Here is a 25189-nt window from a genome sequence, read left to right as displayed (position 1 = left end):
CTGGCTTCATTGGGGTAAGCTGTGCGGACAACGTACAGCCCCCAAAAATAGGAGACACCATGAGCGATACACCCGCCTTTGATTTCAGCAAATTCGTACCCGGTTTTGACTTTTTGCAGAACCTGGGCAAAGGTGCGGCCCCCGCCGCCCCGGCCATGGGCGGCTGGGTCGCGCCCACCCTGAGCGTGGAAGAGCTGGACAAGCGCATCACCGAGCTCAAAGCCGTGCAGTTTTGGCTGGACCAAAATGCCGTGGCCCTGAAAGCCACCATCCAGGCGCTGGAGGTGCAAAAAATGACCTTGGCCACCCTGAAGGGTATGAACTTCAGCATGGGCGACCTGGCCAGCGCCTTCAAGCTCAAACCCGAGGCCGCCCAACCGGCCCCAGCTGCCGCCAAAGCCGCCGAAAAGCCGGTCGAAAAAGCCCCAGAACCCGCCGCCGCCGCCGATGCACCGGCCGCGCCTGGTGTGGTCGATCCGCTGAAGTGGTGGGGTTCGCTGACCGAGCAGTTCCAGCAAATCGCCGGTGTCGCCCTGAAAGATGCCAACACCCAGGCGGCGCTGGAAAAGAGCAAAAACCTGGCCACCAACTTTGCCGCCGAGGCGATGAAAAGCGTTGGCGAAATCGCCAAAGCCGCGCGCAAGACCGTGGTGCCGCCCGCTGGCCCCAAGGCCCATGCCACCCAGCCCCCTGCCGCCAAAAAGACCCCGGCTAAAAAAGCCCCCGCCAAGAAGGCGGCGGCTAAAAAGCACGCGGGCTAACCCACCCAGCTTGTCCGACCTCGGGAGCACTGCACCCAGGGCCGCGCAAGTGCCATTGATATTTACGGAGGCCGCCATGCAACTTTTTCCCCACGGCCATGCCACCCACCCCGACTGGCGGATGGCCGCCGGGCTGGTGCTGGCGCAGTTGCGCGCCCACATGGCCCTGCCCGATTACGCCAGCGCGCCCACCTTGGGCCTGCTCTACATCACCGACCACTACGGCGCGGTGGCGCAAGACATCCTGGACCACCTCAGCGGCGAGCTGCCCGAGGTCACCGACTGGTCGGGCACGGTAGGCATCGGCATTTGCGCCAACAACGTCGAGTACTTTGACGAACCGGCCCTGAGCGTGATGCTGTGCGACCTGCCCGCCGACCAGTACCGCGTGTTCTCCGGCGTGGCCCCGCTGGGCCTGGGCTTCGAGGCCCACACCGCCCTGGTCCACGCCGATGCGAACACTCCCGACCTGACCGAGCTGGTGGCCGAGATGGCGGCCCGCACCGACACCGGTTACCTGTTCGGTGGCCTGGCCTCCAGCCGGTCGCGCTCGGTGCAGTTTGCGGTGGGCGGCAACGGCAACATCAAAGGCCACGGCGCAGCGCGCGGCGTGTTTAGCGGCGGCCTGAGCGGTGTGGCGTTTGGCCCCGGCGTGTCGCTGGTGTCGCGCGTCACGCAGGGCTGCCAGCCCATTACCGCCAACCGCGTGGTCACCGCGTCCGATGCCAACCTGGTGCTGGAACTGGACGGCCAGCCCGCGCTGGCTGTGTTGCTGGCCGACCTGGGCGTGGACCTGGAGCACCCACAAGAGGCGCTGGGCCGCGTACGGGCCACGCTGGTCGGCCTGACCCGCGCCACCGTGGGCGACGCGCCGGTACGCACCGCCCATTTCGGCAGCGACGTCGTGGTGCGCCACATCATCGGCCTGGACCCGACGCGCAAAGGTGTGGCGATAGGCGACCACGTAGAGGTCGGTACCCGGTTGGCGTTTTGCCAGCGCAACATGGCTGCGGCCAAGGCCGATCTGGTGCGCGTCTGCGCCGAAATCCGCGAAGAGCTGGAACCCGAGGAGCTATCGATGGAGCTGGCCACCGCACTCGCCGCCCCCGAGGCCGAATCTGCCCCGCACCCGGCCCGGCGCATTGCTGGTGCCATCTACGTGAGTTGTACCGGCCGGGGTGGCAACCACTTTGGCGGGCCCAGTGCCGAGCTGCAAATCGTGCGCCGCGCCCTGGGTGACGTACCGCTGGTGGGTTTCTTTGCCGCCGGTGAGATCGCTCGGCAAAACCTGTACGGCTACACCGGCGTGCTGACGGTGTTTACCGACGTAACGCCGTAAACGCCGCAAACTCCCAGCGCCGCATGCCCAGCACCAGCGTGTAGGCTTCGCGGGCTTCCTCGGGGAGCTTCTGGTCGGCCAGGTGCTGTTGCGCAAAGTCCTGCGCCACCCGCTGCAAGCGCTCCAGAAACAGCGGGGCCAGGCTGCGGCTGACCGAGCCGTGCACCAGCAGCAGGCCCTCGCCAGGGCCGTCAAAACCACCGCTGTAGTAGTCCAGCACTACGTCCTCGCGGAAGAACTGCATCACCGGCCCGTGCGGCCGCCAGCGAAAGGCTTTGGCCAGCTTGAGACGGTAGCGGTTCAGCGGGCGCAGCTCGATGATGCCGATGCGGTCCAACTGCGCCAGGCAGGTGATGCACTCGGCCTCGCTCAGCCGGTAGTGGGTGGTGATCTGCTCCAGCGTCCACTGGCTGAGCACGCAAATCGCCACCAGCAGCAGCTTTTTGTCGGCCACCACGGCCTGCTCTTGCTGCTGTGTCAGCTCGGCCAGCAGCGGCTGGGCGTCGGCCACGCGGCGGGCCAGTTCGGCAAAATCCAGCTTCAGGGCGCGGCAAATGGCATCCACGCGCGATAGCGGCATGTCGCCCTTGGCCAGCATGCGTTTCACGCTGGACTCGGCCACGCCCAGCTTGGTGGCTAGGTCGGCGTAGGTCATCTGCGCGGTCTTGAGTTCTTTTTTGAGGGCGGTGACGAGGTCGGCGGTGGTGCTCATGGGTATCGATTATGGATACTTCGCGTATAGAAATGTGGCAGAAGTCTGAAATTGCCGCGTCGAAAACGCCTGCGTGCAGACACTCACGCCATCCCATTTTTGGAAAGGATGCCACCGTGAAATCTCCCTTGACCCGCCTAGAGGCCCCCCTGCTCTGGGCCGTAGCCATCGCCGCCGTGGCCGCCTGCTGCGGCCCCGCCGTCGCCCAGCAGGCCCACTACCACGCGTTTGCCGACCAGCGGGCCTGGTGGTGCCTGCCCAACGCCATGGACGTGCTGAGCAACCTGCCGTTTGCCGTGGGCGGCCTGTGGGGGCTGTGGGCCATCCAACGCCAGCCGCCCAGTGTGCAGCGCGGACTGGCGGCCTTGTTTTTTGCGGGTTTGCTGGTGGCCGCGCTGTGCTCCAGCATTTACCACTGGCAGCCCGACGACACCCGGTTGGCCTTGGACCGTTTTGGCATGGTGGCCGCGTTTGCCGGACTGCTGGGGCTGGCCGTAGCCGACCGCAGCAGTGACCGGGCAGGCCTGTGGACGGCAGGCGCGGTGCTGCTGTGGGGGCCGCTGTCGGTCGCGGTTTGGTCTGCCACCGGCAATCTGCTGCCTTGGGCCGTGCTGCAAGGGGGTGCAATGCTGTTGCTGCTGTGCCTGGCCGTGTACAAGCCGCTGCCCAGTGCCTGGGGCATCCGCCTGGGCGGGGTGATGGGTGTGTACGCCTTGGCCAAGCTGCTGGAGCTGGGCGACCACAGCGTGTTTGACTGGACTGGTGGCTGGGTGTCGGGCCACAGCCTGAAGCACGCCGTGGCTGCTTTGGCGGCCTGGCCCGTGCTGGCCGCGCTGCCGTCACGCACGGCTATGCACAATGGTGCGCAACGCCCGCAGGACGCGGTGGTCCGGTAAATTCTGGTTGCTCTATTTTTAATAGCTGCTGGCGCACATAGAATCTGCGCCAGCGCCCTATTTGGTTCAAAAAATGCAAGTCCTTCCTGCCGATGCCTCTGCCGATTCCACGGCCCATCCCAACCAGTTTGCCCTGCTCAAACAGCGCCGCTTCGCGCCGTTTTTTTGGACGCAGTTTTCGGGCGCGGCGAACGACAACCTGTTCAAGTTCTCGTTCACCGTGATGGTCACCTACCAGCTCAGTGTCAGCTGGCTGCCACCGGCGCTGGCGGGGCTGGTGATCGGCGCGCTGTTCATTCTGCCGTTCCTGCTGTTTTCGGCCACCAGCGGACAACTGACCGACAAATACCCCAAGACGCTGATGATCCGCGCGGTGAAAAACCTGGAGATCGCCATCATGCTGCTGGCGGGCTACGGTTTTTTCACCCACAACGTGGACGTGCAGGTGCCGGTGCTGCTGGCCTGCGTGTTTTTGATGGGCTTGCATTCCACGCTGTTTGGGCCGGTCAAGTTCGCCTACCTGCCGCAGGTGCTGAGCGATGCCGAGCTGACCGGGGGCAACGGCATGGTCGAAATGGGCACCTTTGTAGCCATCTTGCTGGGCGACATCGTCGGCGGTCTGTTGGTGGCGATTCCCGAGGTGGGCCACACTGCGGTGGCCGTGGGTTGCGTCGGTCTGGCCCTGGTGGGCCGCTGGGTGGCGCAGGCGATTCCGCAGTTGCCCGCCACCGACCCCGGTTTAAAGATCAATTGGAACCCTTTTACCGAGACTTGGCGCAATTTAAAGCTGGCGAACAGCAACCCGGTGGTGTTCCGCTCGCTGCTGGGCATCAGCTGGATGTGGTTTTTTGGCGCTGTATTCTTGAGCCAGTTCCCCAGCTTTGCCAAAGAGGTGCTGCACGGCGACGAGCAGGTGGCGACGCTGCTGCTGGTGGTGTTCTCCATCGGTATCGGCACCGGCTCGCTGCTGTGCGAGGTGCTGAGCCGCCGCCATGTAGAGATCGGCTTGGTGCCGCTGGGCGCCATCGGCATGAGCGTGTTTGCGGTGGATTTGTACTTTGCCGCACGCGGCCTGCCGCCTAGCGAGGTGATGGGCCTGGCGGCTTTTACCGCCCGCGCCGCGCACTGGCGGGTGATGGCCGATTTGGCGCTGCTCAGCCTGTTTGCCGGGCTGTACAGCGTGCCCATGTACGCGCTGATCCAGCTGCGCAGCCAGCCCACCCACCGTGCCCGTATCATTGCGGCCAACAACATCTTGAACGCGTTGTTCATGATCGCCAGCTCGGTGATCGCCGGGGCGCTGCTGACCAGCGGCTTCACGATTCCGCAAATCTTTTTGTTCACCGGCATTGCCAATGCCGTGGTGGCGGCCTATATCTTTCTGCTGGTGCCCGAGTACCTGCTGCGTTTTGTGGCCTGGATGCTGTCGCACTGTGTGTACCGCTTTAAGGTTACCGGCGACGCGCACATCCCGATCACCGGACCGGCCATCCTCGCCTGCAACCACGTCAGCTTTGTCGATGCCGTGCTGCTGATGGCCGCCAGCCCGCGCCCCATCGTGTTTTTGATGGACCACCGCATCTTCCAGGTGCCGGTGCTGGGCTGGCTGTTCCGTCTGGCCAAGGCCATTCCGATCGCGCCCCGCGCCGAAGACCCCGTGGCATACGAAGCCGCCTTCGCCGCCGCCGCCAAGGTGCTGCAAGAGGGCGATTTGCTGGGCATCTTCCCCGAAGGCGGCCTGACCAAGGATGGCATGCTGCAGGAATTCAAGGGCGGCATCATGAAGATTCTGGAGACCGCCCCGGTGCCGGTGGTGCCCATGGCGCTGACCAATCTGTGGGGCTCGTACTTCAGCCGGGTCGAAGGCGGCACCGCCATGGCCAAGCCGTTTCGCCGCGGTGTGTTGAACCGGGTGGGGCTGAACGTGGGGCCTGCGATGGTGGCGGATGCAGTGCAGCCAGAGCTGCTGCGGGAACGGGTGGCGGCCTTGGCGCTTTGAGGCGGTCTTCAATACCCGCTGAGCAATCTCTCAAACTCCTCCAGCGGCACCGGCCGGCTGAACAGATAGCCTTGGCACAGCGGGCAGCCATGCTGCTCCAGAAAGGCGCGCTGCGGCTCGGTCTCCACGCCCTCGGCAATCACCTCCAGCCCCAGGCTGTGGGCCATGCCAATGATGGTTTGCACGATCAGCGCATCGGTGTGCTGGATGCCGATATTGCGGACAAAGCTTTGGTCGATCTTGAGCTGGTCCAGTGGTAGGCGCGTCAGGTAGGACAGTGAGGACTGGCCGGTGCCGAAGTCGTCCATCGAGAAGCGCAGCCCCAGGGCCCGCAAGGCCTTCATTTTGGTGATCGTGTCGCCCACGTTGTCCAGCGCCAGGCTTTCGGTGAGTTCCAATTTGAGCCGGTCCGGGCGGGCGCCGGTGTGCTGCAGTACGGCACAGACTTGTTCGGTGAAATCGGGCTGGCGGAACTGCCGCGCGCTGACGTTGACCGCCAGCTGCAGATCGGCCTTGGCGGGATCGTCCTGCCAGCGCCTCAGCTGCGCGCAGGCGGTTTCCAATACCCACAGGCCGATGGGCAGGATCAAGCCGGTTTCTTCGGCCAGCGGGATGAAGTCAAAGGGCGAAACCATGCCGCGCGTGGGGTGCAGCCAGCGGATCAGCACCTCGGCGCCGACGGCTTGGCGGCGGTGGGTGAGTTGCACCTGGTAGTACAGCTGGAATTGCTGCTCGGCCACAGCGGTGCGCAAATCGCTCTCTAGCGCCGCGCGGGCGGTGACCGCGGCCTGCATCATGGGATCGAAAAACCGGATCGCATTGCGCCCGGCGTTCTTGGTGGCGTACATCGCCAGATCGGCGTATTTGACGAGTTCCTCCATGGCCTGGGTCTGGCCGTTGAACAGCACGGCACCCACGCTGGGCGTGCTGAGCACGTGGTGCGAGGCCAACTGGTAGGGCTGGTTCAGCGCGGCCAGGATTTTCTCGCCGATGTGCTGGGTTTGTTCGGCGGCCTCCTGGGCGTACAGGCTCAGGTCTTCCAGCAGAACCAGGAATTCGTCGCCGCCAAACCGGGCCACGGTATCGCCCTCGCGCACACAGGCGATCAGGCGCTGCGCCACCTGCTGCAGCAGCACGTCGCCCATGTCATGCCCTAACGTGTCGTTCAGGTTCTTGAAATGGTCCAGGTCCAGGCACAGCAATGCACCCTGCTTGCCGGTGCGGATGCTGGAGGCGAAGGCTTGTTGCAGGCGGTCCTGCATCAGTCGGCGGTTCGGCAGGTGGGTTAAGGCATCGTAGAACGCCAGTTGTTCGATCTCTTTGGCGGCAGCGACCTTCTGGGTGACATCGACCAGCGTGCAGACGTAATGGGTCAGGTGGCCATCCGCGTCCAGTACCCCGGTGATGCTCATGTAGTACAGGCATACGGTACCGTCTTTGCGGCGGTTCCATATCTCGCCTTGCCATTCCTGGGTGTTTTGCAGGCTTTCGTACATAGAGGCAAAAAAATCTGCGTCATGTTGCCCAGAAGACAGCATGCGTACCGATTGCCCGATGGCTTCCTCGGCGCTGTAGCCGGTGATCTTGGTAAACGCGTGGTTGGCCCGCAGCACCACGGCGTGGCTGTCGGTGACCAGCACGCCTTCTTGCGACTCGAAGGCGATGGCGGCAATGCGCAGCTCGTTCTCCGCGTGCTTGCGTGCGGTGACGTCCTTGCCGATACCGTGGTAGCCGCAAAACTGGCCATGGTCGTCAAAAATCGGCGTACCGCTGACGGATATCCAGTACGGGAGTCCGTCTTTAATGTCGACCCGTTGGATTTCGAAATCATGGAACGGCTGGTGCTGTTGCAACAGCAACTTGTGCTGTTCCCATTGGGCCTCCGTCACATTCAGAGCTGGCGCGTCCCAGCGGGTTTGCCCGTAGGGTGAAATATTTTTTTTGTCGAGCTGCGCTTGTGCGTTGCCCTCGAAGCGTACGAACCGAAACTGCGCATCCTGTTCCCAATACCAGTCGGAGGACAGGGCTGAAAGGATACGAAAACGCGCCTCGTTTTCTTCCAGTTGCCGGTGTACACGGTACGATTCCGAGACATCGCTGAACACCAGCACCACACCGACGATCTGGCCATGGGCATTGCGGATCGGTGCGGCGCTGTCGGCAATCTGGTATTCGGCCCCGCTGCGCGCCAGCAGTGCGGTGTGGTTGGCCAAGCCGACCACGTCGCCCCGTGCCATAACCAGTTGCACTGGATCGACCACGGGTTCCCGGGTACTGGCGTTGACGATGCGGAACACGCTAGACAACGGACGCCCGGCGGCTTCCGACAAAGACCATCCTGTGAGCCGCTCGGCCACACCATTCATGCGGGTGATTTTGCCTTCGGCATCGGTGGCCACCACCGCATCCCCAATCGAGTGCAGGGTGATGGACAGGCTCTCTTCGCTTTGGCGCAGCTGGGCTTCGGCGTTTTGCCGCATCACGGCCATGCGGTTGAAGCGCTCGGCCAGTTCCGCCAGTTCATGGGTGCCGGTGGTGGGCAGATCCGATACATAGCGTCCCTGGGCCAACTGGTCGGTAGCATCGAGCAGTTGGCGCAATGGGTTGACCACCGCCCGGCGGATGGCCATTTGGGCCAGCACAAAAGTCGCCAGCACGCCGGCCAGCAAAAAGCCGATGTCGTTCCACATCCGCTGGTTTGCAGCGGCATACAGCTCCTCCAGTGGCAAGGTCAGACTCATGGTGGCAATGGCCTTGCCATCCGACTCCAGCAGCGGCTTGAACACCACCAACTGGCGCGCGCCCATGCTGTCGCGGCGCAGCAGTACGCCGTCTTCGTGCGGGTGGCTCAATACGTTGCTGAAATCTGCGTCGTAGAACGTCAGGCCCAGTTCTGTAGGTTCCGGGGGGAAGCGCGCAATCACATAGCCACTCGGGTCGGTAACCCGTGCCACTGCGCCGTCGGGCAGGCTTAGATCCGCCAACCGGCGGCTCCACCAATCCAGCGACAGCACGGCCACCACCGCCCCGATCACTTGCTGGTTGGCCGGATGGGTGACCGGGTAGGCGAAATTGATGCTGGGTGTGCGGGTCACCCGGTCTAGCTGGAAGGTGCCTACTGAAAACTCGCGGGCGCTGAGGGCTTGCCGGATGTAAGGCCGGTCTGCCACATTCACTGGCGCTTTCAAGGGCGTGGCATTGCACAGCAGCGAGCCATCGGCAAGGGGTATGCCCAGATTGACGTAAGTGCTGTTGAGCGACAGTACTTCGGCCAGGAAATGTGAGCATTCAGGTGCGGCGGGCCGCTGCGCCTCGGGCATGTCCGCCAGCTTGTGAAGGAACTGCTGGGTGTTATTGATCAGGCGCTGCTGGCTGGCGGCCAGTGTATGTACCGTCAGCCTGGCCCTCTCTTCTGCCGCGGCAATCGCATCTTTGCGGTTGTTACCTGCCTGGTAGACCACCAGCAGCACCGCCGGCAGGATGGTAAGCAACACCAGCAGCCGGATCCTTGCCGATAAAGACCCCCAGTTACCCGCTTGCCATGGATGCATACCGGCCTTCCAATATAAGGTACTCCTGCACTAGTTCGAAGGCATCTTAGCCTGCATGCTTGCAAAATGTAACTATTAGTCAGCGAGAGGCAACGCGGTTTTGTGTCAGTTGGCCTGCTGCATGCGCAGCCGCCGCGCCGCGTCTTCGGCCCGCGCATCATCGATCTCGCGTAGCACGCTGCCCATGTCCACCGCGCCGCCTTGGCGTTCGTGGTGGCCGGTCAGCACCACCTCGGTGGACAGCAGGCCGCGCTGGTACAGCTCCCACATCTCCGGCCCGAAATTGGTTTTTAGCAGTTCGGGGGCGAACTGGCCGAAGAAGTCGCGTAGGTTCACCACATCGCGCAGCAGCATGCGCTGGGCGTGGTTGTTACCGGCTGCATCCACCGCCTGGGGCAGGTCGATGATGACCGGGCCGTCGGCGGCCAGCAGGATGTTGAATTCCGACAAGTCGCCGTGCACCGTGCCCGCGCACAGCATGCGCACCACCTCGGCCAGCAGCGTGGCGTGGTGGGCGCGCGCATCTTTGGGGCTGAAGGCCACGTCGTTCAGGCGCGGGGCGGCATCGCCATGCGCGTCGGTCACCAGCTCCATCAGCAGCACCCCTTCAAAGAAGTTGAACGGCTTGGGCACGCGTACCCCGGCATCGGCCAGTTTGTACAGGGCATCGACCTCGGCGCTTTGCCAGGCCGCCTCTTGGGATTCGCGGCCAAACTTGCTGCCTTTGGCCATGGCGCGGGCCTGGCGGCTGTTTTTGACCTTGCGGTTTTCGGTGTAGTCCACCGCCTGGCGGAAGCTGCGGTTCGTCGCTTCTTTGTAGATCTTGGCGCACAGGGTGTGGTCGCCGCTGCGCACTACGTAAACCATGGCTTCCTTGCCGCTCATGAGCTGGCGGACCACGGTGTCGATCAGGCCTTCTTCGACCAAGGCTTGCAGTCTGGGGGGAGCTTTCATAGGACAGCATTTTGCATGCGGCGCGACTGGGCCGTATCGGCTACGGTCACGTACAAAAATTGGTAAAAAGTATCGCTATACGGTACTCAAGGAGTGTTTAGAACAATTGAAACCAAAAACCTAGCCCGGTTTTCTGGGCCGCTGGACACAATCGCGGCCATGTTCAACCCATCCGCTACCACTGCCATGCAACTCAATTCTTCCACTACCGCCAGTCGCGATACCAAAGCCTGGTCGCTGCAAGTCTGGCTGTCGTTTGCCATCGCCATCTTTGTGTGCGCCGTGGGCCTGGCCTATCTGCCGGGCCAGGACCTAGACCGAGCCTTCATGGTGATGGGCTACTTCTTTTGCCTGTCGGCGGCCTTTGTGCTGGCCAAGTTTGTGCGCGACAACGAACGCGCCCTGGGCGAAGGCCGCACCGCTGACACGCCGATGTTCAAGTTCGTGGTGTGGGGCGGTTTCTTCCTTGCCATGGGCCTGACCGGCTGGGGGCTGGCGCGCATGGAGGTGAACGAGACCTACAAGGCCTTTTTGGGCGTGAGCTGGCTGTACCTGATCACCTGCACCTTCACCCTGGCCAAGACGCTGCGCGACAAGCACGAAGCCGATCTGCGCGATGCCACCACGGCCTGAATCAACTTTCCACACGTTCTAAAGAGAAAACCATGAAAAACACATTTGCTACTTTATTAATAGCTGCTTGCGCAGTTGCTACCTGCGCTGGAGCCTCATTTAATGTCCAAGCGCAGACCGAGGCCTCTGCCCTGAGCGCCGTCTCGGCCTTGCCAGTGGCATCGGTGGTGGTGGGTGCCAGCGCGGTGGCCGGTGCCGTGCTGGTGGTGCCGGTCGCACTGTCAACCACTGGCGCGGTGCTGGTGGTGAAGACCGTGCAATCCACGGCGCGCGGCACGGTGTATCTGCTGGAACGGGCCTCGGACGGCGCGCAGGCCAGTGTGGAGGTGGTCGGCACAGGCGTGGCCGGTGTGTCGCTGGTGGCCGGGACGGTGGTTACGGTGAGCGTGATCGGCGCGGGGGTGGTGTTGTCGGCGGCGGGCGAGGCGATTGCCTTTATCCCCAATGCCCTGGGCCGCGCCTTGCTGCACAACGAACGCGTCACGTTCTAAAGGGGCCGCCATGCTGCGTAAAATTTTTTCGGTGCTTTTGCTGTGTACCAGTATGTGGCTGGCCCCTGCCGCGCTGGCCGGACGCTCCTGCGATGCCGAGCAGCCGCCCAAACCCGCCACCATCGAGCGTGGCCTGACGTTGGCCGAGCGCACCCTGTCGGCACTAGATGCCAGCGGCGCACGGGTGGTCATTCTGGCCCGCGCCGGGCAAGACCTGGGCACCTACGGTCTGCACTATTCCCACCTGGGTTTTGCCTACCAGCAGCCAGATGGGCAGGGTGGCCATGTGTGGCGGGTGCTGCACAAGCTCAACCAGTGCGGCACGCCGGATGCATTTGTCTACCGCCAGGGTCTGGGCGAGTTTTTTCTGGACGACCTGTGGCGCTATGAGGCCGCTTGGTCCGTGCCCACGCCCGAGGTGCAAGCGCGCCTGCTGGCCTTGCTGCAAGACACGCCCCGTGCCGTGCGCCTGAACAGCAAGCCCTACAGTTTGGTCAGCTACGCCTGGGCCACCCGCTACCAGCAGTCCAACCAGTGGGCGCTGGAAACGCTGGCTTCTGCCATGGAGCCCGGGGTGGACTCGCGCGCGCAGGCCCAGGCCTGGCTGCAGTTCAAAGGCTATACCCCCACCACCCTCAAAATCGGGCCACTGACACGGCTGGGTGCACGGGTGAGCAAGGCCAACGTGGCGTTTGACGACCACCCCAATGAGAAGCGCTTCAGCGACCGGATTGAGACGGTGACCGTCGATTCTATTTTTGCGTGGCTGCAGCGGGCGCAGCTAGCGGCCGCACCCGTACAGTTGAGTTTGTAAATAGGCGTTGAATAGGAGCTGAAATGAGCAAAGCATTGCGGTTGTCAGAAAAGTGGTTCCAGCGCGGTCTGTGGCTGGTGGCGTTGGTTTTTGCCGGGTTTCTGATTGGCTTGGGTGGCAGTGTAGTGGGCGATTTGCCGCAGGTGGAGCAGACGCTGAGCCTGGAGGATTTCATCGACAAGCCCGCCGCCGCCCAGGTACGCGCCACCATCGCCAGCGGCCATAAAGCCGAAGAAGCCGCCGATACCGCGCTGGAGCAGGCCCAGCTCAAACACCAGACGGCCCGCGCCAATAGCAGTGCCGCCCGCGAAACCTTCGACAACTGGCTGGCCACACGCGGTGCCACTGGTCGCGCCGACCAGGACCCCGAGGTGATCAAGCGCACCAAGGCACTAGATGCTTTGGCCGCTGCAGAACGCAAGGCCCAAAGCGCCATCGAGCAGCAAGAGCAAGTCCTTCTGGATGCCCGCCAGTCGGTGCAGGCGGCGCAAACCCAGCTCAACACCCTGGAGCGTGCGGCCGACAGCGGCTTGCAGCAGGCCCAGCGGGCCCAGGAGTTGCGCGTATTCGGCTACCGACTGGCCTTGACTCTGCCGCTGCTGGCGATTGCGGGCTGGCTGTTTGCCAAGAAGCGCAAAAGCACCTATTGGCCGTTTGTGTGGGGCTTCATCTACTTTGCACTGTTCGCCTTTTTTGTCGAACTGGTACCTTATTTGCCGAGTTACGGCGGCTACGTGCGCTATGTAGTGGGTATCGTGCTCACGGTGCTGGTCGGGCGGCAGGCCATCGTGGCGCTGAATCGCTACCTGGAAAAGCAAAAGCTGGCCGAAGCCCTGCCCGATGCCCAACGCCGCGAAGAGCTGAGCTACGACGTGGCCCTGGCCCGCCTGGCGAAAAGCGTGTGCCCCGGTTGCGAGCGCCAGGTGGATCTGAAGAACGACCACATCGACTTTTGTCCGCACTGCGGTATTGGCCTGTTTGACCACTGCGTGCCCTGCCACACCCGCAAGAGCGCCTTCGCCAAGTTCTGCCATGCCTGTGGCACGTCGGCCACGCAATCTGCCCCGGCGGTGGCTCAATCACCTTAAATTCCCGTAAAAGCCGCAGTTTTGTGAGGAGATGCGGGCCGTTACACCATAGTGTGGGTCCCGCATTTAAGATACGGGTTATCCCTAGTTTGGCCCCGTGGGCCACCCTCTGCAAGGTCTACCCCGCATGTCTTTTACCGCCCAACTGCGCCAGCGCATCCCCTTGTTGGCCCTGACCGTGGGGGCTTTCGGCATCGGTTCTACCGAGTTTGTCATCATGGGTCTGCTGCCCGAGGTGGCCGCCGATTTGCAGGTCTCCATTCCCTCGGCCGGCATGCTGGTCACCGGCTATGCCATGGGTGTGGTGGTCGGTGCGCCGCTGATGGCCGCCGCACTGTCACGCGCGCCGCGCAAGGGCAGCCTGCTGGCACTCATGGCCATTTTCATGTTGGGCAACTTGCTCTGCGCAGTGGCCCCCAACTTTGGGCTGATGATGGCGGCGCGCGTGTTCACCGCGTTTGCCCATGCCGCTTTCTTTGGCATGGGCGCGGTGGTGGCCGCCGACCTGGTGCCGCGCGACCAGCGGGCGAAAGCCATGGCGCTGATGTTTGCCGGGCTGACGCTGGCCAATGTGCTGGGTGTGCCCGGCGGCACCGCATTGGGCCAAGTGGTGGGTTGGCGATACACCTTTGCCGTGGTGGCGGCGATTGGCATGGTGGCGCTGGTCGGCATTGCTGCCGTGTTGCCGCGCATGCCCGCCTTGCCCAGCCCCGGCTTGGCGCAAGAGTTCCGCGTGCTGCGCGACCCGCGCGTGTTGTTGGGCATGGCCATGAGCGCGCTGTCGGCGGCCAGCCTGTTTGCGGTGTTTACCTACATCCGCCCCATCCTCAGCAATGTGACGATGGTGACCGATAGCGGTGTGAGCGCATTTTTGCTGCTGTTTGGCGTGGGTTTGACCATTGGCAACATCGTCGGCGGCCAGTTGGCCAACCGCCGCCCGCTGCGTTTGATCAGCGTCACTTTCTTCTTGGTGGTGCTGGTCATGGCCGCTTTTACCCTGACCAGCCACGCCTATTGGTCGGCCATGCTGACCTTGCCAATCTGGGGGGCGCTGGTGTTTGCCGTGGTGCCGCCGCTGCAAATGCGGGTGATCGACGCGGCGCACAACGCGCCCAACCTCGCCTCCACCCTGAACCAGGGTGGCTTCAACATCGGCTGCGCCAGCGGTGCTTACCTTGGCGGCCTGGCCATCCAGTCTGGCGTGCCCTACAGCCAATTGCCTTGGGTGGGTGCGGCGTTGGCGCTGCTGGGCTTTGGCCTGAGCTTTGTGGCCCGGGCGCAAGACCGTAAGTACGCGCAGCTGCCAACGGTGGTGCGGGATGCTACAGTATTTGCACACTAATGTTCAGTGTGAAATTGGCCATTTGCGCAGCATATACCTGCGCAGACAGCTATATTTAGAGTAGCAATTTTTCAAGGTATGCGTAACAAGACACCATCGTGGTAGCGGACGCGTTCGCCGCGCCAGCGCATGTCGACATCGGGTAGTACGGCTGACGGCTTGCGCAGTTCGCGCAGCAAGGTGGCTCCATGCGACAAGCGCCCACCCATACGGACCACTACGGCGCGGGCGTTTTTGTAATCGGCGTAATGGCCGGGGTCTAGAGTGTCTACCAGCAAGATGTCGTCGCCCAAAACGCCTTCAACCGCGCCGGGGAAGATGACAAAGCCTGCGCCTTGCTCTGTGCTGCTGTGGCCATCTTGCCAAAAGCTGCCCTGCTGGGTGCGCGCAGCGGGGTGGGGTGCAAACCAGTGCGGTCGGTCGGCCAAGGGCATGGCGTGGTGGAGTCGAAAGAAGATGCGCATCAAGTTGTCGCGGTACCACTCGCGCACTTGCACGTAATGGCCCCGCATGCCGGGAAGTCCGAGACGGTGGGCCAGACGCACATGGGCGGGCCAGGCAGGAAAGGCTTGTAGCGGCAAGGGTTGGGCAGCCGGTCGGGGGCTGGCGGGGTCGGTTTCCCAGGGCAGTCGGTGCGGCGTTTGACCTAAGTCATGCTGGTACACGGTGGCTGGACGACCCAAGGCATCGCCTCCACTGCTGGCTAACGCGGTGGCAATACACACATTGCCCTGCACCACAAACACATAAAACCGAACAAACCAGTCGGCTAGCGCTTGGCCATTGGCATTGGAAAATGTGAGCCGCTTGAGTTCTTCGTTAAAGCGGTGCAGTTGGTGTTCCAGCGCTGGCAGTGACCGCCGGCTGTGCTTTTGCATGCGCCAAAACAGGGGTAGCGAGCGAAGCATGTGCAGTGGCCGCCAGGGTAGCGCGGGGGCAGTGCCGCCGACTTCGCCCGCATAGCGCTTCGCCGATAGACCCCAGTCGGCCAGCCGGGCCAGAAACAGGTCGTTGTTGATATACGAGGCATCGCCCCACAGGCTGGTGAAAGGCTCGTTGTCTTGTAGCACCCGTGTGTCCCAGCGGGCCATGACCGCAGGAATGCTGGCGGCGGCGCGGCGTTGGGCGTATTCGACCAGGTTACTGGGTTGGGGTGGCAGGATTTCGGCGATGTTGGCGGCGGTCAGGTGTCTGCGCCAGCCGTAGTCACTGATGGGGCGGTATTGCAAGAGCCAGAGTTGCTGGCCATCCCAAGCCCATTCCACATCGCCATGCACGTAGTGGAAACAGCGCAGTACCGCTTGCAAAAATCGCCACAGTGCCTTGTAGGTCAAACCGTGGCTACCCGGAAAATCGCCCTCGGACCATGCAGCCCCCAAGCGTGAAAGTGTGGCCCGAAGCGGTGTTGTGCGGCCATCGGCCAGCGATTCCAAGTGGCCTTCTACCCACTCCACTTCCACCGCCAGATGCCGCACAAAGGCAATGCCGGACACCTGGGGCGCGATAAAGCGCTGCACCACCACTTCTTCTACTCCTGAGGTGTGCAGTGCGTTGATGCAGTTGGCCACCTCGGTTGCAGGCTGGCGCAGGTACGTGGTGCTCAGGCCGGCATTGGCGGCATCGGCCTGGTCTTCAGCGGCGCTGGAAGAGCGTACGGCCCACAGAGTCTGGGGGTGTATTTTCAACAAATCGGACAGGCGTGGATCGCCGCTTTGGGTGACGCTGATGCACGGCGGCACAGGTAGTCCAGCCAGTTCCGCCAGCCGCAGCCTTCCGCCCTTGCTGTGGGCCACGAAGCCCGTGTTGCGGGATTCCAGCCATGCCGTGAACCCCGCCGGGTCGTCAATCCACGGGTAATGCCCCCAAGTGGGTTGGATTTGTACCGTTAACTGTGCACGCGCCAACACGGCGGACCAGGCGGCTGCATGCGCTTGGTTTAGTACCGCATCGCGTCCACCCCATACCAGCTCTATCGGGTCGGTGATCCACTCCAGCAGTGGCAGGGCCGTGTCCGCCCGCACCAGGTCCCAGTAGGGCACAAATGCGCGGCAGCGCCGGTAACCTTCGCCCATGCGCCGGTACTGGGCGGGAGTCCAGGTTTGCGCAGAAAACTTGGCCGCGAACCATGTCGGCCGGTTTGAAAGCAGCCAGTGCACGGCTTTGCGCAGCGGCAGCGGAGCCATGAGTGCCGGCAGCGTGCGCTGCCATAAAAACACGCCCACGGGTGCCAGCAGGACGGTGCGCGTGAAGTGCCGCGGCTGGCGTTGCAAGGCATGTAGCACTAGCAGCGCGTTGACACCCACAGCCAGTATGGCGTTGCCCGGTGTGGTGGCGGCCAGCAAAGCATCTGCGTAAGCCGCCAAGTCGGTACAGGGCGGCTCGGAGTTGGCGCCAAAACCGGGCAGCTCCAAGGGGACGGGCTGGTAATGCTGGAAGTAGGGCTGTGCATCGGCCCACCAGTCGGCTGCACCGCCATTGCCTGCGAGCAAATACAAAACAGGTTTATGCATCAGGCAAGGTCGCGCAGGGCGCTGTCGAGTGTGGGGAAGCGGAACACAAAACCTGCCTCGACCAACCGGGCAGGTGCCACCCGTTGGCCATCGACAAATAATTCCGCCATTTCATCCAGCAACCAGCGGATCGGGAAGGCGGGCACATGGAACCAAACCGGGCGGCCCAGTAGCTGCCCTGCGGTGCGGGCAAACACGGCCTGGCTGGCGGCATCGGGGGCCACCGCGTTGTAGATACCCTGCATCTGCGGGTCATGCAAGGCGCGGGCGACCAGCTGGAGCACGTCGTCGCGGTGGATCCAGCTCATTATTTGGCGGCCACTGCCCATGCGACCACCCAAGCCGACACGAAATGGCAGCAGCAGCGGCATCAGTGCCCCGCCGGGGCCAAAAACCAAACCCAGGCGTAATACCACCTGGCGTGTGCCGTACGCGCCAGCAGCCTGGGCTGCAGCTTCCCATTGGGCGCAGAGTGTGGCCATGAAACCGGTCCCTTGGGCACTGTCTTCGGCCAAAGTTTCCGCCGCATCGCGTACGCCGTAGAAACCAATGGCCGATGCCTGTAACCATACAGCGGGCTTGTGCTGCGCTTTGGCCAGCCAATCTACCAGCGCCTGCGTGGTACCGACGCGACTGGCCAACAGTTGCTGTTGGCGGCGGGCTGACCAGCGTGGGCCTACGACCGGCGCTCCCGCCAGGTTGATGACGGCATCGAAGGTTTCTGCTGCATTCAGCGCACCAATCGACCGGATGCAACGCGCACGCCCATCAAACAAGTAAGCGGCACGCAGGGGCGCGCGGGTAAATACGGTCACCTGGTGGCCTGCGTCCAGCAACTGGCCTACCAGCGTCTCGCCGATAAAGCCTGTGCCGCCGGTCACCAATACCCGCTGGTGCGGCAGGTGTTTGAATGGATTCTGTGCAGCAGCCAAACGTGCCATGCCCAAAGCGGCCAGCCCATCGCGTACGCCCGATGCGGCCACCCCGGCTGCAAACAGCGTCAGCACCCAGCCACGCCAGCCAAAATCAAGGGGCACCAGTGCGCTGGGCAAAGCCGACCATTGCACCAATTGCGCCCCATACAGGCCAAACAATGCACCGCCGTTGATGGCCAGCACCGTGTGCAGCACCCGTTCGGTGGCGGGTAGCTTGCGGCTTTGGTCCTCCACCACAAAATCCCAGAGCGTGAGCGCAACTTCAACCAGCACCACACCCGCCAACAGCCATGCCCATACGCCGTGAAATTCCAGATGGGCGATGCCCGCAAACAGCAGGCCGTACAGTACTGCGCGCACCGCATGGATCGCCAGCTCCAGCCTCGCACTGGGCCGGTGGGGTAAATCCACCGTCAGTTCGTGGTGGTACAGCGTGTCAAAGGCGCCCATCAGGCCCTGTGCAATCAATAGGTTCAACGCCCAGGTGAGATAGGTAGCTTCATGCATGGCGTGCCTTGCGGTCAAGGCGGTAGAGCCAGACCAGGGGCGGCAGCATGCTGACCAGCGCAAAGCTGTCGGCCCACACGTGCACCCACACCCCGGCTTGCCAGGAAATCAGCATGTCTTGCGGTGCCCATACCAACAGCCCGGCAATGAGCCAGCCCCAAGCGCTGGCATTTTTTTGGGTATCGCCCAGACGAACCAACGCCCCCATCCACAGCGCCGTGCACTGCACCGTAGCGCCAAAAAGTGCCAGCCACCACACCTGTTGTGCCCGTGCCGCGGCCGGTACCAACGCGCCCCAAAATGCATGCTCGATATTTTGGTGGTAGCCATCAAATAGCGCTGCGTTGCCCACCCAGGGCAGCAACACACCAACGACAAAATGGGCCAGTGCCGCTGCGTACATCCACCGCACCAGCCAGGTGCGGGTAGCAGAATTTACCTGTTGTGGCATGGTTATTCGCGCGGTAAAAAAGGGCTTCCCGTGCGGCATATCCCTGCCTCGCACGCCGGTACCGGCCGGTAGCCCAACATTTTTGAGAACTGGTAGCGATTGCGTGCAAACGCCCGATACAGCGCCGCCAGCACCGGACGGAAAGCTTTTACCCTCAAGGGAAATACCACCCACCCCCGCCCGACCAAGGTATAGGCAGCCAGTAAGCTGTCGATGCCGATCAACACCTGTCCATCGGCAGTCAAGCTGTGCAGCTCTCGGTTGAGGGCCGCCATGTCTACACCCATAGGAGTCGGATCAAAACCGTCTTCGGCCATGTCGGTAAACGCGAGCTTTCCGGCGGTGTCCCAGAGCCTCAGCCGGGCCATTTCTGCCATGCAAAATGGGCATTGCCCGTCGAAGTAAAGGCGTAGTGCAGGTGTGCTCATAGCTTGCTGCCTTTGGTGTCCGGGCCTAAAAACTGGGCCACCGTGCCACCCATCTTGAGCAGGCGTTTCAGGGTGGCGGGAGGTAAGTGCTTAAAGTCGTCGTAGGCGCGCATCAGTAGCTCCATGAACTCCAGCATCGACGCCATCTTGGCGTGGGTGGCGGAATCCAGGTCCGGGTCGTCCTGGGCTCCAGCGGCGCATTCGCGCAGCAGCGTTAGCGTGGGATCCAGCTCGCGCTTTTTGCGCTCGTCCATTACCACGCGGAAGATGTCCCAGATGTCCTGATGGGCCACAAAGTGGTCGCGTCGGTCGGCTACCGCGTGGGTGACGCGCACTAAGCCCCAAGCTTGCAATTCTTTCAGGCTGTTGCTGACATTGGAGCGGGCCACATTCAGCGTGTCGGCAATGTCTTCAGCATGCAACGGCTGGTTGCTGCAGTACAACAGCGCATGGATCTGCGCCACTGTGCGATTTACCCCCCAGCGGGTGCCCATTTCGCCCCAGTGGAGAACAAATTTTTGGGTAGTAGAACTGAGATTCATCTTAATTCTTTAATTTCTGTCGTTACAGAAATTAAAGAATTAAATGGTCCTGATGTCAAGCTGTCTGTACCAGCAAAGTGCGACAACAAAGATTTTTGAAAGTATAAAAAGTGCCTCTGGCGCAAATACTGCCTGCGCAAGCAGCTATTAAATCCATAGTAGTAGACCATTTGTAACAGATTGACACAGTCGATCGCCCAGACCTAAGATTCCCTCTCTTGCTACCAAGGGAGTCTGCACGTGAATCTACTGCCAGCGCTGCAGCGCCCGGGCCGCCATGGGCTATTGGTTTGCCTGCTGGCACTTTGTCTTGCTTTGCCTGCCGCAATACACGCTCAAAGCGAGCGCGATGACGGCGGTGGTATGTCCACCCTGGAAGATGCCGATACCAGCGGCAGCAACCTGACCCCCGATGAAGCCACCCGCCTGCTGGCTCAGCCGCTGCCCGACGTTCCCGATGCCCGCTATGCCGCGCTGCAGCGCCAGCTCCGTGCGGCCCAGCTGCTGGAAGACCGCGTCCGCTACATCGCTACGGCGCGCCAGCTGGTGGATACGGGCCAGGGGCGGCCGGGTGGCGACGTCTGGATCATTACCTACTTGAATGGCGAGTTCACCTGGGGCAGTTCGGGTAAGGCGTTGGAGGCCAGCGATGCATTTGTCACCGATACCCGCCTGTCGCTGGGCGTGCGCGCCGTGGTGGCGCTGCGCCAGACCTACTTTGCGGCCCAGGGCAATGACCGCGCCATTGTGGCCCGCATGTGGTCGCGCGCCGACGACCTGGCCGCCCAGGCGCTGCGCCAGGGGGGCACGGTGCCCGCCTCTTTGCCCATGGACCGGCTGCAGGTGCGGGCCGAGATCGAGCGCATGCAGGGCAATACCAAGGCCACCGTGGCCACGCTGCGCGAATCCATTGGGGTGGGCCGCAATGCTGTACAGAGTGCCAAGACCCGCAGCAGCGGCCCGCGCGACCCGGCGGTGCTGGAGGCGTATGGGCGGCTAGATGGGTCCATGGGCATGCTCACCTATGCCCTGGTGCGCGACGGCCGTCCGCAAGAAGCCATCAACGTGGCCCAGTCCAACCTGGCGCTGTGGCATGCGGGCCTGATCAGCGACGGCCTGGGCGCACGCTGGAACTACCGCTTGGCCGCCAGCCTGAATGCCACCCAGCAGTACCAGCCCGCGCTGGCGGCTGCCCAGTTGTCCGACCAAATGCTGCAGAGTGCCGGCGTTAGCGCTGCTAGCCATACCGGCTGGCTGGCGCGCCAGGAGGTCGTGCGTGCCCTGATCGGCCTGAAGCGCTGGCAGGAGGCCGATGCGTCGTACCGCAGCTTTCTGGGCAGCATGCCGCCCGATGTGCTGGCCCGCACCCGCGCGTCCGACTGGCGGCTACTGGCTTTGCTGGCCGCCAAAAATGGCCGCATGGAGGAGGCGCTGGAGCAGGCCGAGCGCATCGTGCGCTACCGCAACCGCCTGTACGGCAGCAGCCACCCGCTCACCCAGGAGGCCGCCGGTATGCGCGGCCTGGTCCGCCTGCTGCGCGGCGATGTGCGGCTGGCGATGGTGGACTACGAGGCGCTGTTTGCCGCCACGTTGGACAACCCGGGCGGCTGGCTCGACCTGGAGCTGCGCGGCGTGCGTGGCTATGTGCTGGGCATCGCTTTTGACGAGTTCATGCGCTTTGTGGCCGACAAGGCCCTGAAGGGCGAGGCCGTAGACCCGGCCATGAGTGACCGCGCCCTGCAAATCGCCGACCGCAGCAGCCTGGGCGTGACCCAGCGCGCCATCACCGACAGCACGGCCCGGGTGCTGGCCAGTACCCCGGCCCTGCGCGCGCTGCTGGACCAGGAGCAAACCCAGCGCCAGGCCGTGGCTGCATTGGTGGCCACGCTCAACACCAGCCTGATGGAGGAAGACAGCCTGCGGCGCAAAGCGCAATCGCCAGAATTCAAGGCCCTGCCCGAAGCCGAGCGCAAAACCGTCACCGAGCGCCAGCAAGGGGTGCGCGACAGCATCAAAACTCGGCAGGCCGATGCGGCGGCGGCGCGAGCCGTGCTGACCACCCAGCGCGAAGCGATTGCCAAGCAGTTTCCCGCCTATGCCGACCTGGTCACGCCCAGCACCCCCAAGCCCGACCAGCTGCGCCAGTTGCTCGGCACCGGGGAATCCTTGCTGGTGGTCTACCCCACCGACACCGCCACCCTGGTCTGGTTGCTAGGGGCGGACGGCAGCAAGGCCTTTAGCGCCGCGAAGCTCACCCGCGCCGACCTGGGCCGCCGTGTGACCGATCTGCGGGCTCTGTTGGACCTGGGGGCCGCCCCCGCCGGGCGTGAACCGACTATACCCACCGCTGCCCTGTACGCGTTGTACAAAGACCTGCTCGGCCAGCTAGAACCGGCGCTGCGCAATGTGCACTCCCTGCTGGTCGCCACCGACGGCCCGTTGGCCAGCCTGCCATTGGCGGCCTTGGTGACCCAGCCGCCCGTGCCCAGCACTCCACCGGCCTGGCTGGTGCGGCAAATGGCGGTGACGCAACTGCCCTCGTCCTCGGCCCTGCAAGCCCTGCGCCGTGTGGCGCAGCCTGCGGTGGCCGCCAAGGCGTTGATGGGCTTTGGCGACCCACTGTTCAACAGCGCCACCAGCCCAGCCGCCAAGGCGCAGCCGCAGGCCACCAGCTTGCCATCCGAGGCCACCCGCTACGACGCGGAATGGGGCTTCCGCTACGCCGACATGCCGCCCCTGCCCGACACCCGTACCGAGCTGTTGGCGCTGGCCAGCACCCTGGGGGCCAATGCCCAAACCGACCTGTTTCTCGGTGCCCAGGCCACCCGCCGCGCTGTGCTGGATGCCAACCTGTTGGACCGCCGGGTGGTCGCTTTCGCCACCCATGGCTTGCTACCTGGCGAACTGCCGGGCATCTCCAAGCCGTCACTGGCGATGGCCGCCACGGCCGACGCGCGCGAGTCGCCGTTGCTGGAGCTGGACGACGTGCTGGGCCTGCGGTTGAACGCCCAGTGGGTGCTGCTGTCGGCGTGCAACACGGCGGCGGGCGAGCAGGGCGGGGCGGCCATGTCGGGCCTGGTGCGGGGCTTCTTTTTTGCAGGAGCCCGCTCGGTGCTGGCAACCCATTGGGCGGTCGAGTCCAGCTCTGCCGCCGCCCTGACCAGCGCCACCTTTGGCCGCCAGGCCAAGGGCACGGCAACGCGGGCCGAAAGTCTGCGCCAGGCCCAATTGGCCATGGCCGATGGCGGCCTGGGCGGTGGGCGCTGGAGCCACCCGTTTTACTGGGCACCGTATGCGCTGTTCGGCGATCCGGTGCGATGATGACCCGCTCTGTAAGGAACCCCATGTTGTCTACCCGTTCTACCGCCGCGATCCGCTGGATCGGCGGGCTTGTGTTGCTCTGCTGTTGCCTGCTGGCAACCCACGCCAGTGCGCAGGCGGTGGCCGTGGTCACCAATGTCAAAGGCGGGGTGGTTTTTGCGCCAGCGGGCCCGCCCGTGGCCTTGCTGTCCGAGCTGGCTGCCGGGGCCGACATCGCGCTGGAGCGGGGCGGCATGCTGAGCTTTGTGTACCTGCAGTCGGGTACCGAATTTCAGCTGATTGGCCCCGCGCGGGCTACCGTGGGCGTGACCGAGCCGCAATCCGTGGCTGGGGCCACGGCCGTGCTGCGCCGCTCGGTGGTGGCTGCCGAGACGGCCAAGCTACAGACCACCAATGGCCGCGTGGTGCTGGGCGGCATGGTGATGCGCGGCGCGGGGCTGGAGCGGCTCAAGCTGCTGGAGCCCACCGGCAAAGTGCTTAGCGCCCGCCCGGTGTTTGCCTGGACCATGCCCCCTGGTGTGCCCAGCGCCCAGTTTGAGTTGCGCGACGAAGGCAGCGACAAGGTCTTGCTGAGCACTCCGGTGCAAGGCAGCCAGCTGGTGCTGGACGACAGCGTGCCGCTGCAGGCCGGGGTGAACTACCTGTGGACTGTCAGCATCGAGGTGCCGGGGGCCAACAGCCTGGCGCGTTCGTCCTACTTTTCGCTGCCCAGTGCCCCGGAGCGGGAGCGCATGGAGGCCCTGCGTCCCAGTCCGCAAGCGCCGTTTTCCGACCGGCTGATTTTTGCGTCCTTGCTGGAGCAAGGCCGGTTTCTGAGCGAATCCCGCAAGCTGTGGCAGGCGCTGGCCCAAGAGCGGCCCGACCTGCCCGAACTGCGCAGCCTGGCCACGAAATAAGCCGGGCATGCCGTTTCGCGCGACGACCTTCGGTTTTCCGTCTCTGTGGGCTGGTTACGGACTGCTGCTGGCATTGGCCGCCATGCTGCTGTGCACACCGCTGGTCCGTCCCCTGGAATCGGGCCTGCTGGACGCGCAGCAGCGGCTGCTGCTGCGCTACGCCCCGCAGCCGGTGCACAAAGAGGTGGTGGTCGTTGGCATCGACCAGGCCACCCTGCAGCAGTTTGCCGAGCCCCTCGCTCTGTGGCACAGCCATCTGGGCAGCTTTTTCCGTGGCATGGCGCTGGCCCAACCTGCGGTGGTGGGGCTGGACCTGGTGCTACCCAACCGCTCGTTTGATGCGATGCTGCCCGGTAGCGACCTGCAGCTGCTGCGCGGCCTGATCATGGCGCGCCAGCGTACCCCCCTGGTGTTGGGCGTGTCGGTGGACGATGCGGGCCAGCCCCGCCCGATTTATCCGCCGTTTCTGGCGATGGCGGGAAGCGGAGGCAGTGGTTCGCTGCTGTTGGCCCCCGATGCCGACCATGTGGTGCGCCGCTTCAACGAGCAACTGGGCGAAAGCAGCGAACCCGTGTCTACACTGGCTGGGCAAATGCTGCGCAAAATCAAGCCGCGCGCGCTGCCCCAGTCCGGCTTGATCAACTATGCGCTGCCACCCCTGGCGCACTACATCCCCCTGCAGCAAGTCACCGCGTGGGCCGAGGCTGGCGACATGGTGCACCTGACCCAGGCCTTTGCAGGCAAGCCGGTGCTGCTGGGCAGCGTTTTACCGCTGGATGACCGCCTTTTGCAGCCGGTCAACCTGGCGGGCTGGGAAGCTGACAACGGCCGTACTGTGCCCGGTGTGCTGGTGCACGCGCAAATCTTGCGTTCTCTGCTCAACGGCGGGCTAGTGGAGCCGGTGGCTTGGGGATGGATCGCCGCTTTGGCGGGGCTGTGCAGCCTGCTCTGGTTTGCTCCGCTGCGCTTGCGGGTGGCGGCCCAGGTGGCGCTGGCGGTGGTACTGCTACTGTTGGTGC

The 25189-nt window shown here is 63.8% G+C and carries 20 protein-coding genes; 12 read left to right on the top strand and 8 right to left on the bottom strand.

Features of this window, described 5'->3' with window-relative positions:
* Nucleotides 1-59 precede the first annotated feature (59 nt).
* The gene (locus ABI213_RS13660; protein WP_348027529.1) at nucleotides 60-761 is read left to right on the top strand and encodes a PhaM family polyhydroxyalkanoate granule multifunctional regulatory protein; all 702 of its coding nucleotides are present in this window, start codon (nucleotides 60-62) and stop codon (nucleotides 759-761) included.
* A 76-nt stretch (nucleotides 762-837) separates the two neighbouring features.
* On the top strand, nucleotides 838-2100 hold the full coding sequence (locus tag ABI213_RS13655; RefSeq protein ID WP_348008241.1) for an FIST N-terminal domain-containing protein: 1263 nt from the start codon (nucleotides 838-840) through the stop codon (nucleotides 2098-2100).
* Here the strand turns inward: ABI213_RS13655 and ABI213_RS13650 are convergent.
* A complete protein-coding gene (locus ABI213_RS13650) occupies nucleotides 2081-2812 on the bottom strand; it encodes a helix-turn-helix transcriptional regulator (RefSeq protein ID WP_348027527.1) in 732 nt (243 codons plus the stop codon). The genes ABI213_RS13655 and ABI213_RS13650 overlap by 20 nt on opposite strands.
* 116 nt (nucleotides 2813-2928) lie before the next feature.
* Here ABI213_RS13650 and ABI213_RS13645 point away from each other — a divergent pair, with 116 nt between their 5' ends.
* The gene (locus ABI213_RS13645; RefSeq protein WP_348008239.1) at nucleotides 2929-3708 is read left to right on the top strand and encodes a hypothetical protein; all 780 of its coding nucleotides are present in this window, start codon (nucleotides 2929-2931) and stop codon (nucleotides 3706-3708) included.
* A 73-nt stretch (nucleotides 3709-3781) separates the two neighbouring features.
* Entirely contained in the window at nucleotides 3782-5707 is a 1926-nt protein-coding gene (locus ABI213_RS13640) for an MFS transporter (RefSeq protein ID WP_348027525.1), read from the top strand.
* Between the two features lie 8 nt (nucleotides 5708-5715).
* On the opposite strand, the gene ABI213_RS13635 is transcribed toward ABI213_RS13640, so the two are convergent.
* Both ABI213_RS13635 and ABI213_RS13630 read right to left on the bottom strand, forming a co-directional pair.
* Entirely contained in the window at nucleotides 5716-9201 is a 3486-nt protein-coding gene (locus ABI213_RS13635; RefSeq protein WP_348027523.1) for an EAL domain-containing protein, read from the bottom strand.
* Nucleotides 9202-9363: 162 nt separating this feature from the next.
* The gene (locus ABI213_RS13630; RefSeq protein ID WP_348008236.1) at nucleotides 9364-10212 is read right to left on the bottom strand and encodes a PA4780 family RIO1-like protein kinase; all 849 of its coding nucleotides are present in this window, start codon (nucleotides 10210-10212) and stop codon (nucleotides 9364-9366) included.
* A 186-nt stretch (nucleotides 10213-10398) separates the two neighbouring features.
* On the opposite strand from ABI213_RS13630, the gene ABI213_RS13625 reads away from it, so the two are divergent.
* The 5 genes from ABI213_RS13625 (at nucleotide 10399) to ABI213_RS13605 (ending at nucleotide 14580) form a co-directional block, all read left to right on the top strand.
* Nucleotides 10399-10845 carry a YiaA/YiaB family inner membrane protein gene (locus ABI213_RS13625; protein ID WP_348008254.1) on the top strand — a complete coding sequence of 149 codons (447 nt, stop codon included), beginning with the start codon at nucleotides 10399-10401 and terminating at the stop codon, nucleotides 10843-10845.
* A gap of 32 nt (nucleotides 10846-10877) precedes the next feature.
* Nucleotides 10878-11336, top strand: coding sequence for a hypothetical protein (locus ABI213_RS13620; protein WP_348008235.1), 459 nt, complete (start codon nucleotides 10878-10880; stop codon nucleotides 11334-11336).
* Between the two features lie 10 nt (nucleotides 11337-11346).
* Nucleotides 11347-12150: a DUF2145 domain-containing protein gene (locus ABI213_RS13615; RefSeq protein ID WP_348008234.1), complete on the top strand. Its 804-nt coding sequence runs from the start codon at nucleotides 11347-11349 to the stop codon at nucleotides 12148-12150.
* A 23-nt stretch (nucleotides 12151-12173) separates the two neighbouring features.
* A complete protein-coding gene (locus tag ABI213_RS13610; RefSeq protein WP_348008233.1) occupies nucleotides 12174-13238 on the top strand; it encodes a serine endopeptidase in 1065 nt (354 codons plus the stop codon).
* Nucleotides 13239-13365: 127 nt separating this feature from the next.
* A complete protein-coding gene (locus ABI213_RS13605; protein ID WP_348008232.1) occupies nucleotides 13366-14580 on the top strand; it encodes an MFS transporter in 1215 nt (404 codons plus the stop codon).
* Between the two features lie 71 nt (nucleotides 14581-14651).
* Here ABI213_RS13605 and ABI213_RS13600 read toward each other — a convergent pair whose 3' ends face one another.
* Genes ABI213_RS13600 through ABI213_RS13580 form a run of 5 tightly spaced genes read right to left on the bottom strand, consistent with a single transcriptional unit; the run spans nucleotide 14652 to nucleotide 19953 of the window.
* Nucleotides 14652-17090 (bottom strand): PEP-utilizing enzyme, encoded by a 2439-nt coding sequence (locus ABI213_RS13600; RefSeq protein WP_348008231.1) that lies wholly within the window; start codon nucleotides 17088-17090, stop codon nucleotides 14652-14654.
* Complete coding sequence (locus ABI213_RS13595) at nucleotides 17090-18532, bottom strand: TIGR01777 family oxidoreductase (RefSeq protein WP_348008230.1); 1443 nt, start codon at nucleotides 18530-18532, stop codon at nucleotides 17090-17092. The genes ABI213_RS13600 and ABI213_RS13595 overlap by 1 nt, the downstream gene beginning before the upstream one ends.
* A complete protein-coding gene (locus ABI213_RS13590; RefSeq protein ID WP_348008229.1) occupies nucleotides 18525-18983 on the bottom strand; it encodes a cell division protein in 459 nt (152 codons plus the stop codon). Before ABI213_RS13590 ends, ABI213_RS13595 begins: the two co-directional genes overlap by 8 nt.
* Before the next feature lie 2 nt (nucleotides 18984-18985).
* Entirely contained in the window at nucleotides 18986-19411 is a 426-nt protein-coding gene (locus ABI213_RS13585) for a DUF393 domain-containing protein (protein WP_348008228.1), read from the bottom strand.
* A complete protein-coding gene (locus tag ABI213_RS13580) occupies nucleotides 19408-19953 on the bottom strand; it encodes a MarR family transcriptional regulator (protein WP_348008227.1) in 546 nt (181 codons plus the stop codon). The genes ABI213_RS13585 and ABI213_RS13580 overlap by 4 nt, the downstream gene beginning before the upstream one ends.
* Nucleotides 19954-20316: 363 nt before the next feature.
* On the opposite strand from ABI213_RS13580, the gene ABI213_RS13575 reads away from it, so the two are divergent.
* From ABI213_RS13575 to ABI213_RS13565, 3 genes are all read left to right on the top strand, one after another.
* On the top strand, nucleotides 20317-23274 hold the full coding sequence (locus ABI213_RS13575; protein ID WP_348008226.1) for a CHAT domain-containing tetratricopeptide repeat protein: 2958 nt from the start codon (nucleotides 20317-20319) through the stop codon (nucleotides 23272-23274).
* 23 nt (nucleotides 23275-23297) lie between these two features.
* The gene (locus tag ABI213_RS13570; RefSeq protein ID WP_348008225.1) at nucleotides 23298-24170 is read left to right on the top strand and encodes a hypothetical protein; all 873 of its coding nucleotides are present in this window, start codon (nucleotides 23298-23300) and stop codon (nucleotides 24168-24170) included.
* A 7-nt stretch (nucleotides 24171-24177) separates the two neighbouring features.
* Nucleotides 24178-25189 (top strand): CHASE2 domain-containing protein (locus ABI213_RS13565; protein ID WP_348027521.1); only part of this gene is annotated, 1012 nt, incomplete at its 3' end.

It is taken from the genome of Rhodoferax sp. (assembly GCF_039922535.1).
Taxonomy (GTDB): domain Bacteria; phylum Pseudomonadota; class Gammaproteobacteria; order Burkholderiales; family Burkholderiaceae_C; genus Rhodoferax_B.
This window is presented reverse-complemented; position numbering and strand designations above follow the sequence as displayed.

Bases quoted from the DNA above. Each gene is read 5' to 3' on its own strand.
- ABI213_RS13655 (WP_348008241.1), top strand. From the start codon at position 838: ATGCAACTTTTTCCCCACGGCCATGCCACCCACCCCGACTGGCGGATG.
- ABI213_RS13650 (WP_348027527.1), bottom strand. From the start codon at position 2,812: ATGAGCACCACCGCCGACCTCGTCACCGCCCTCAAAAAAGAACTCAAG.
- ABI213_RS13595 (WP_348008230.1), bottom strand. From the start codon at position 18,532: ATGCATGAAGCTACCTATCTCACCTGGGCGTTGAACCTATTGATTGCA.
- ABI213_RS13620 (WP_348008235.1), top strand. From the start codon at position 10,878: ATGAAAAACACATTTGCTACTTTATTAATAGCTGCTTGCGCAGTTGCT.
- ABI213_RS13630 (WP_348008236.1), bottom strand. From the start codon at position 10,212: ATGAAAGCTCCCCCCAGACTGCAAGCCTTGGTCGAAGAAGGCCTGATC.
- ABI213_RS13575 (WP_348008226.1), top strand. From the start codon at position 20,317: ATGTCCACCCTGGAAGATGCCGATACCAGCGGCAGCAACCTGACCCCC.
- ABI213_RS13590 (WP_348008229.1), bottom strand. From the start codon at position 18,983: ATGCCACAACAGGTAAATTCTGCTACCCGCACCTGGCTGGTGCGGTGG.
- ABI213_RS13580 (WP_348008227.1), bottom strand. From the start codon at position 19,953: ATGAATCTCAGTTCTACTACCCAAAAATTTGTTCTCCACTGGGGCGAA.
- ABI213_RS13640 (WP_348027525.1), top strand. From the start codon at position 3,782: ATGCAAGTCCTTCCTGCCGATGCCTCTGCCGATTCCACGGCCCATCCC.
- ABI213_RS13660 (WP_348027529.1), top strand. From the start codon at position 60: ATGAGCGATACACCCGCCTTTGATTTCAGCAAATTCGTACCCGGTTTT.
- ABI213_RS13585 (WP_348008228.1), bottom strand. From the start codon at position 19,411: ATGAGCACACCTGCACTACGCCTTTACTTCGACGGGCAATGCCCATTT.
- ABI213_RS13605 (WP_348008232.1), top strand. From the start codon at position 13,366: ATGTCTTTTACCGCCCAACTGCGCCAGCGCATCCCCTTGTTGGCCCTG.
- ABI213_RS13615 (WP_348008234.1), top strand. From the start codon at position 11,347: ATGCTGCGTAAAATTTTTTCGGTGCTTTTGCTGTGTACCAGTATGTGG.
- ABI213_RS13600 (WP_348008231.1), bottom strand. From the start codon at position 17,090: ATGCATAAACCTGTTTTGTATTTGCTCGCAGGCAATGGCGGTGCAGCC.
- ABI213_RS13570 (WP_348008225.1), top strand. From the start codon at position 23,298: ATGTTGTCTACCCGTTCTACCGCCGCGATCCGCTGGATCGGCGGGCTT.
- ABI213_RS13625 (WP_348008254.1), top strand. From the start codon at position 10,399: ATGCAACTCAATTCTTCCACTACCGCCAGTCGCGATACCAAAGCCTGG.
- ABI213_RS13610 (WP_348008233.1), top strand. From the start codon at position 12,174: ATGAGCAAAGCATTGCGGTTGTCAGAAAAGTGGTTCCAGCGCGGTCTG.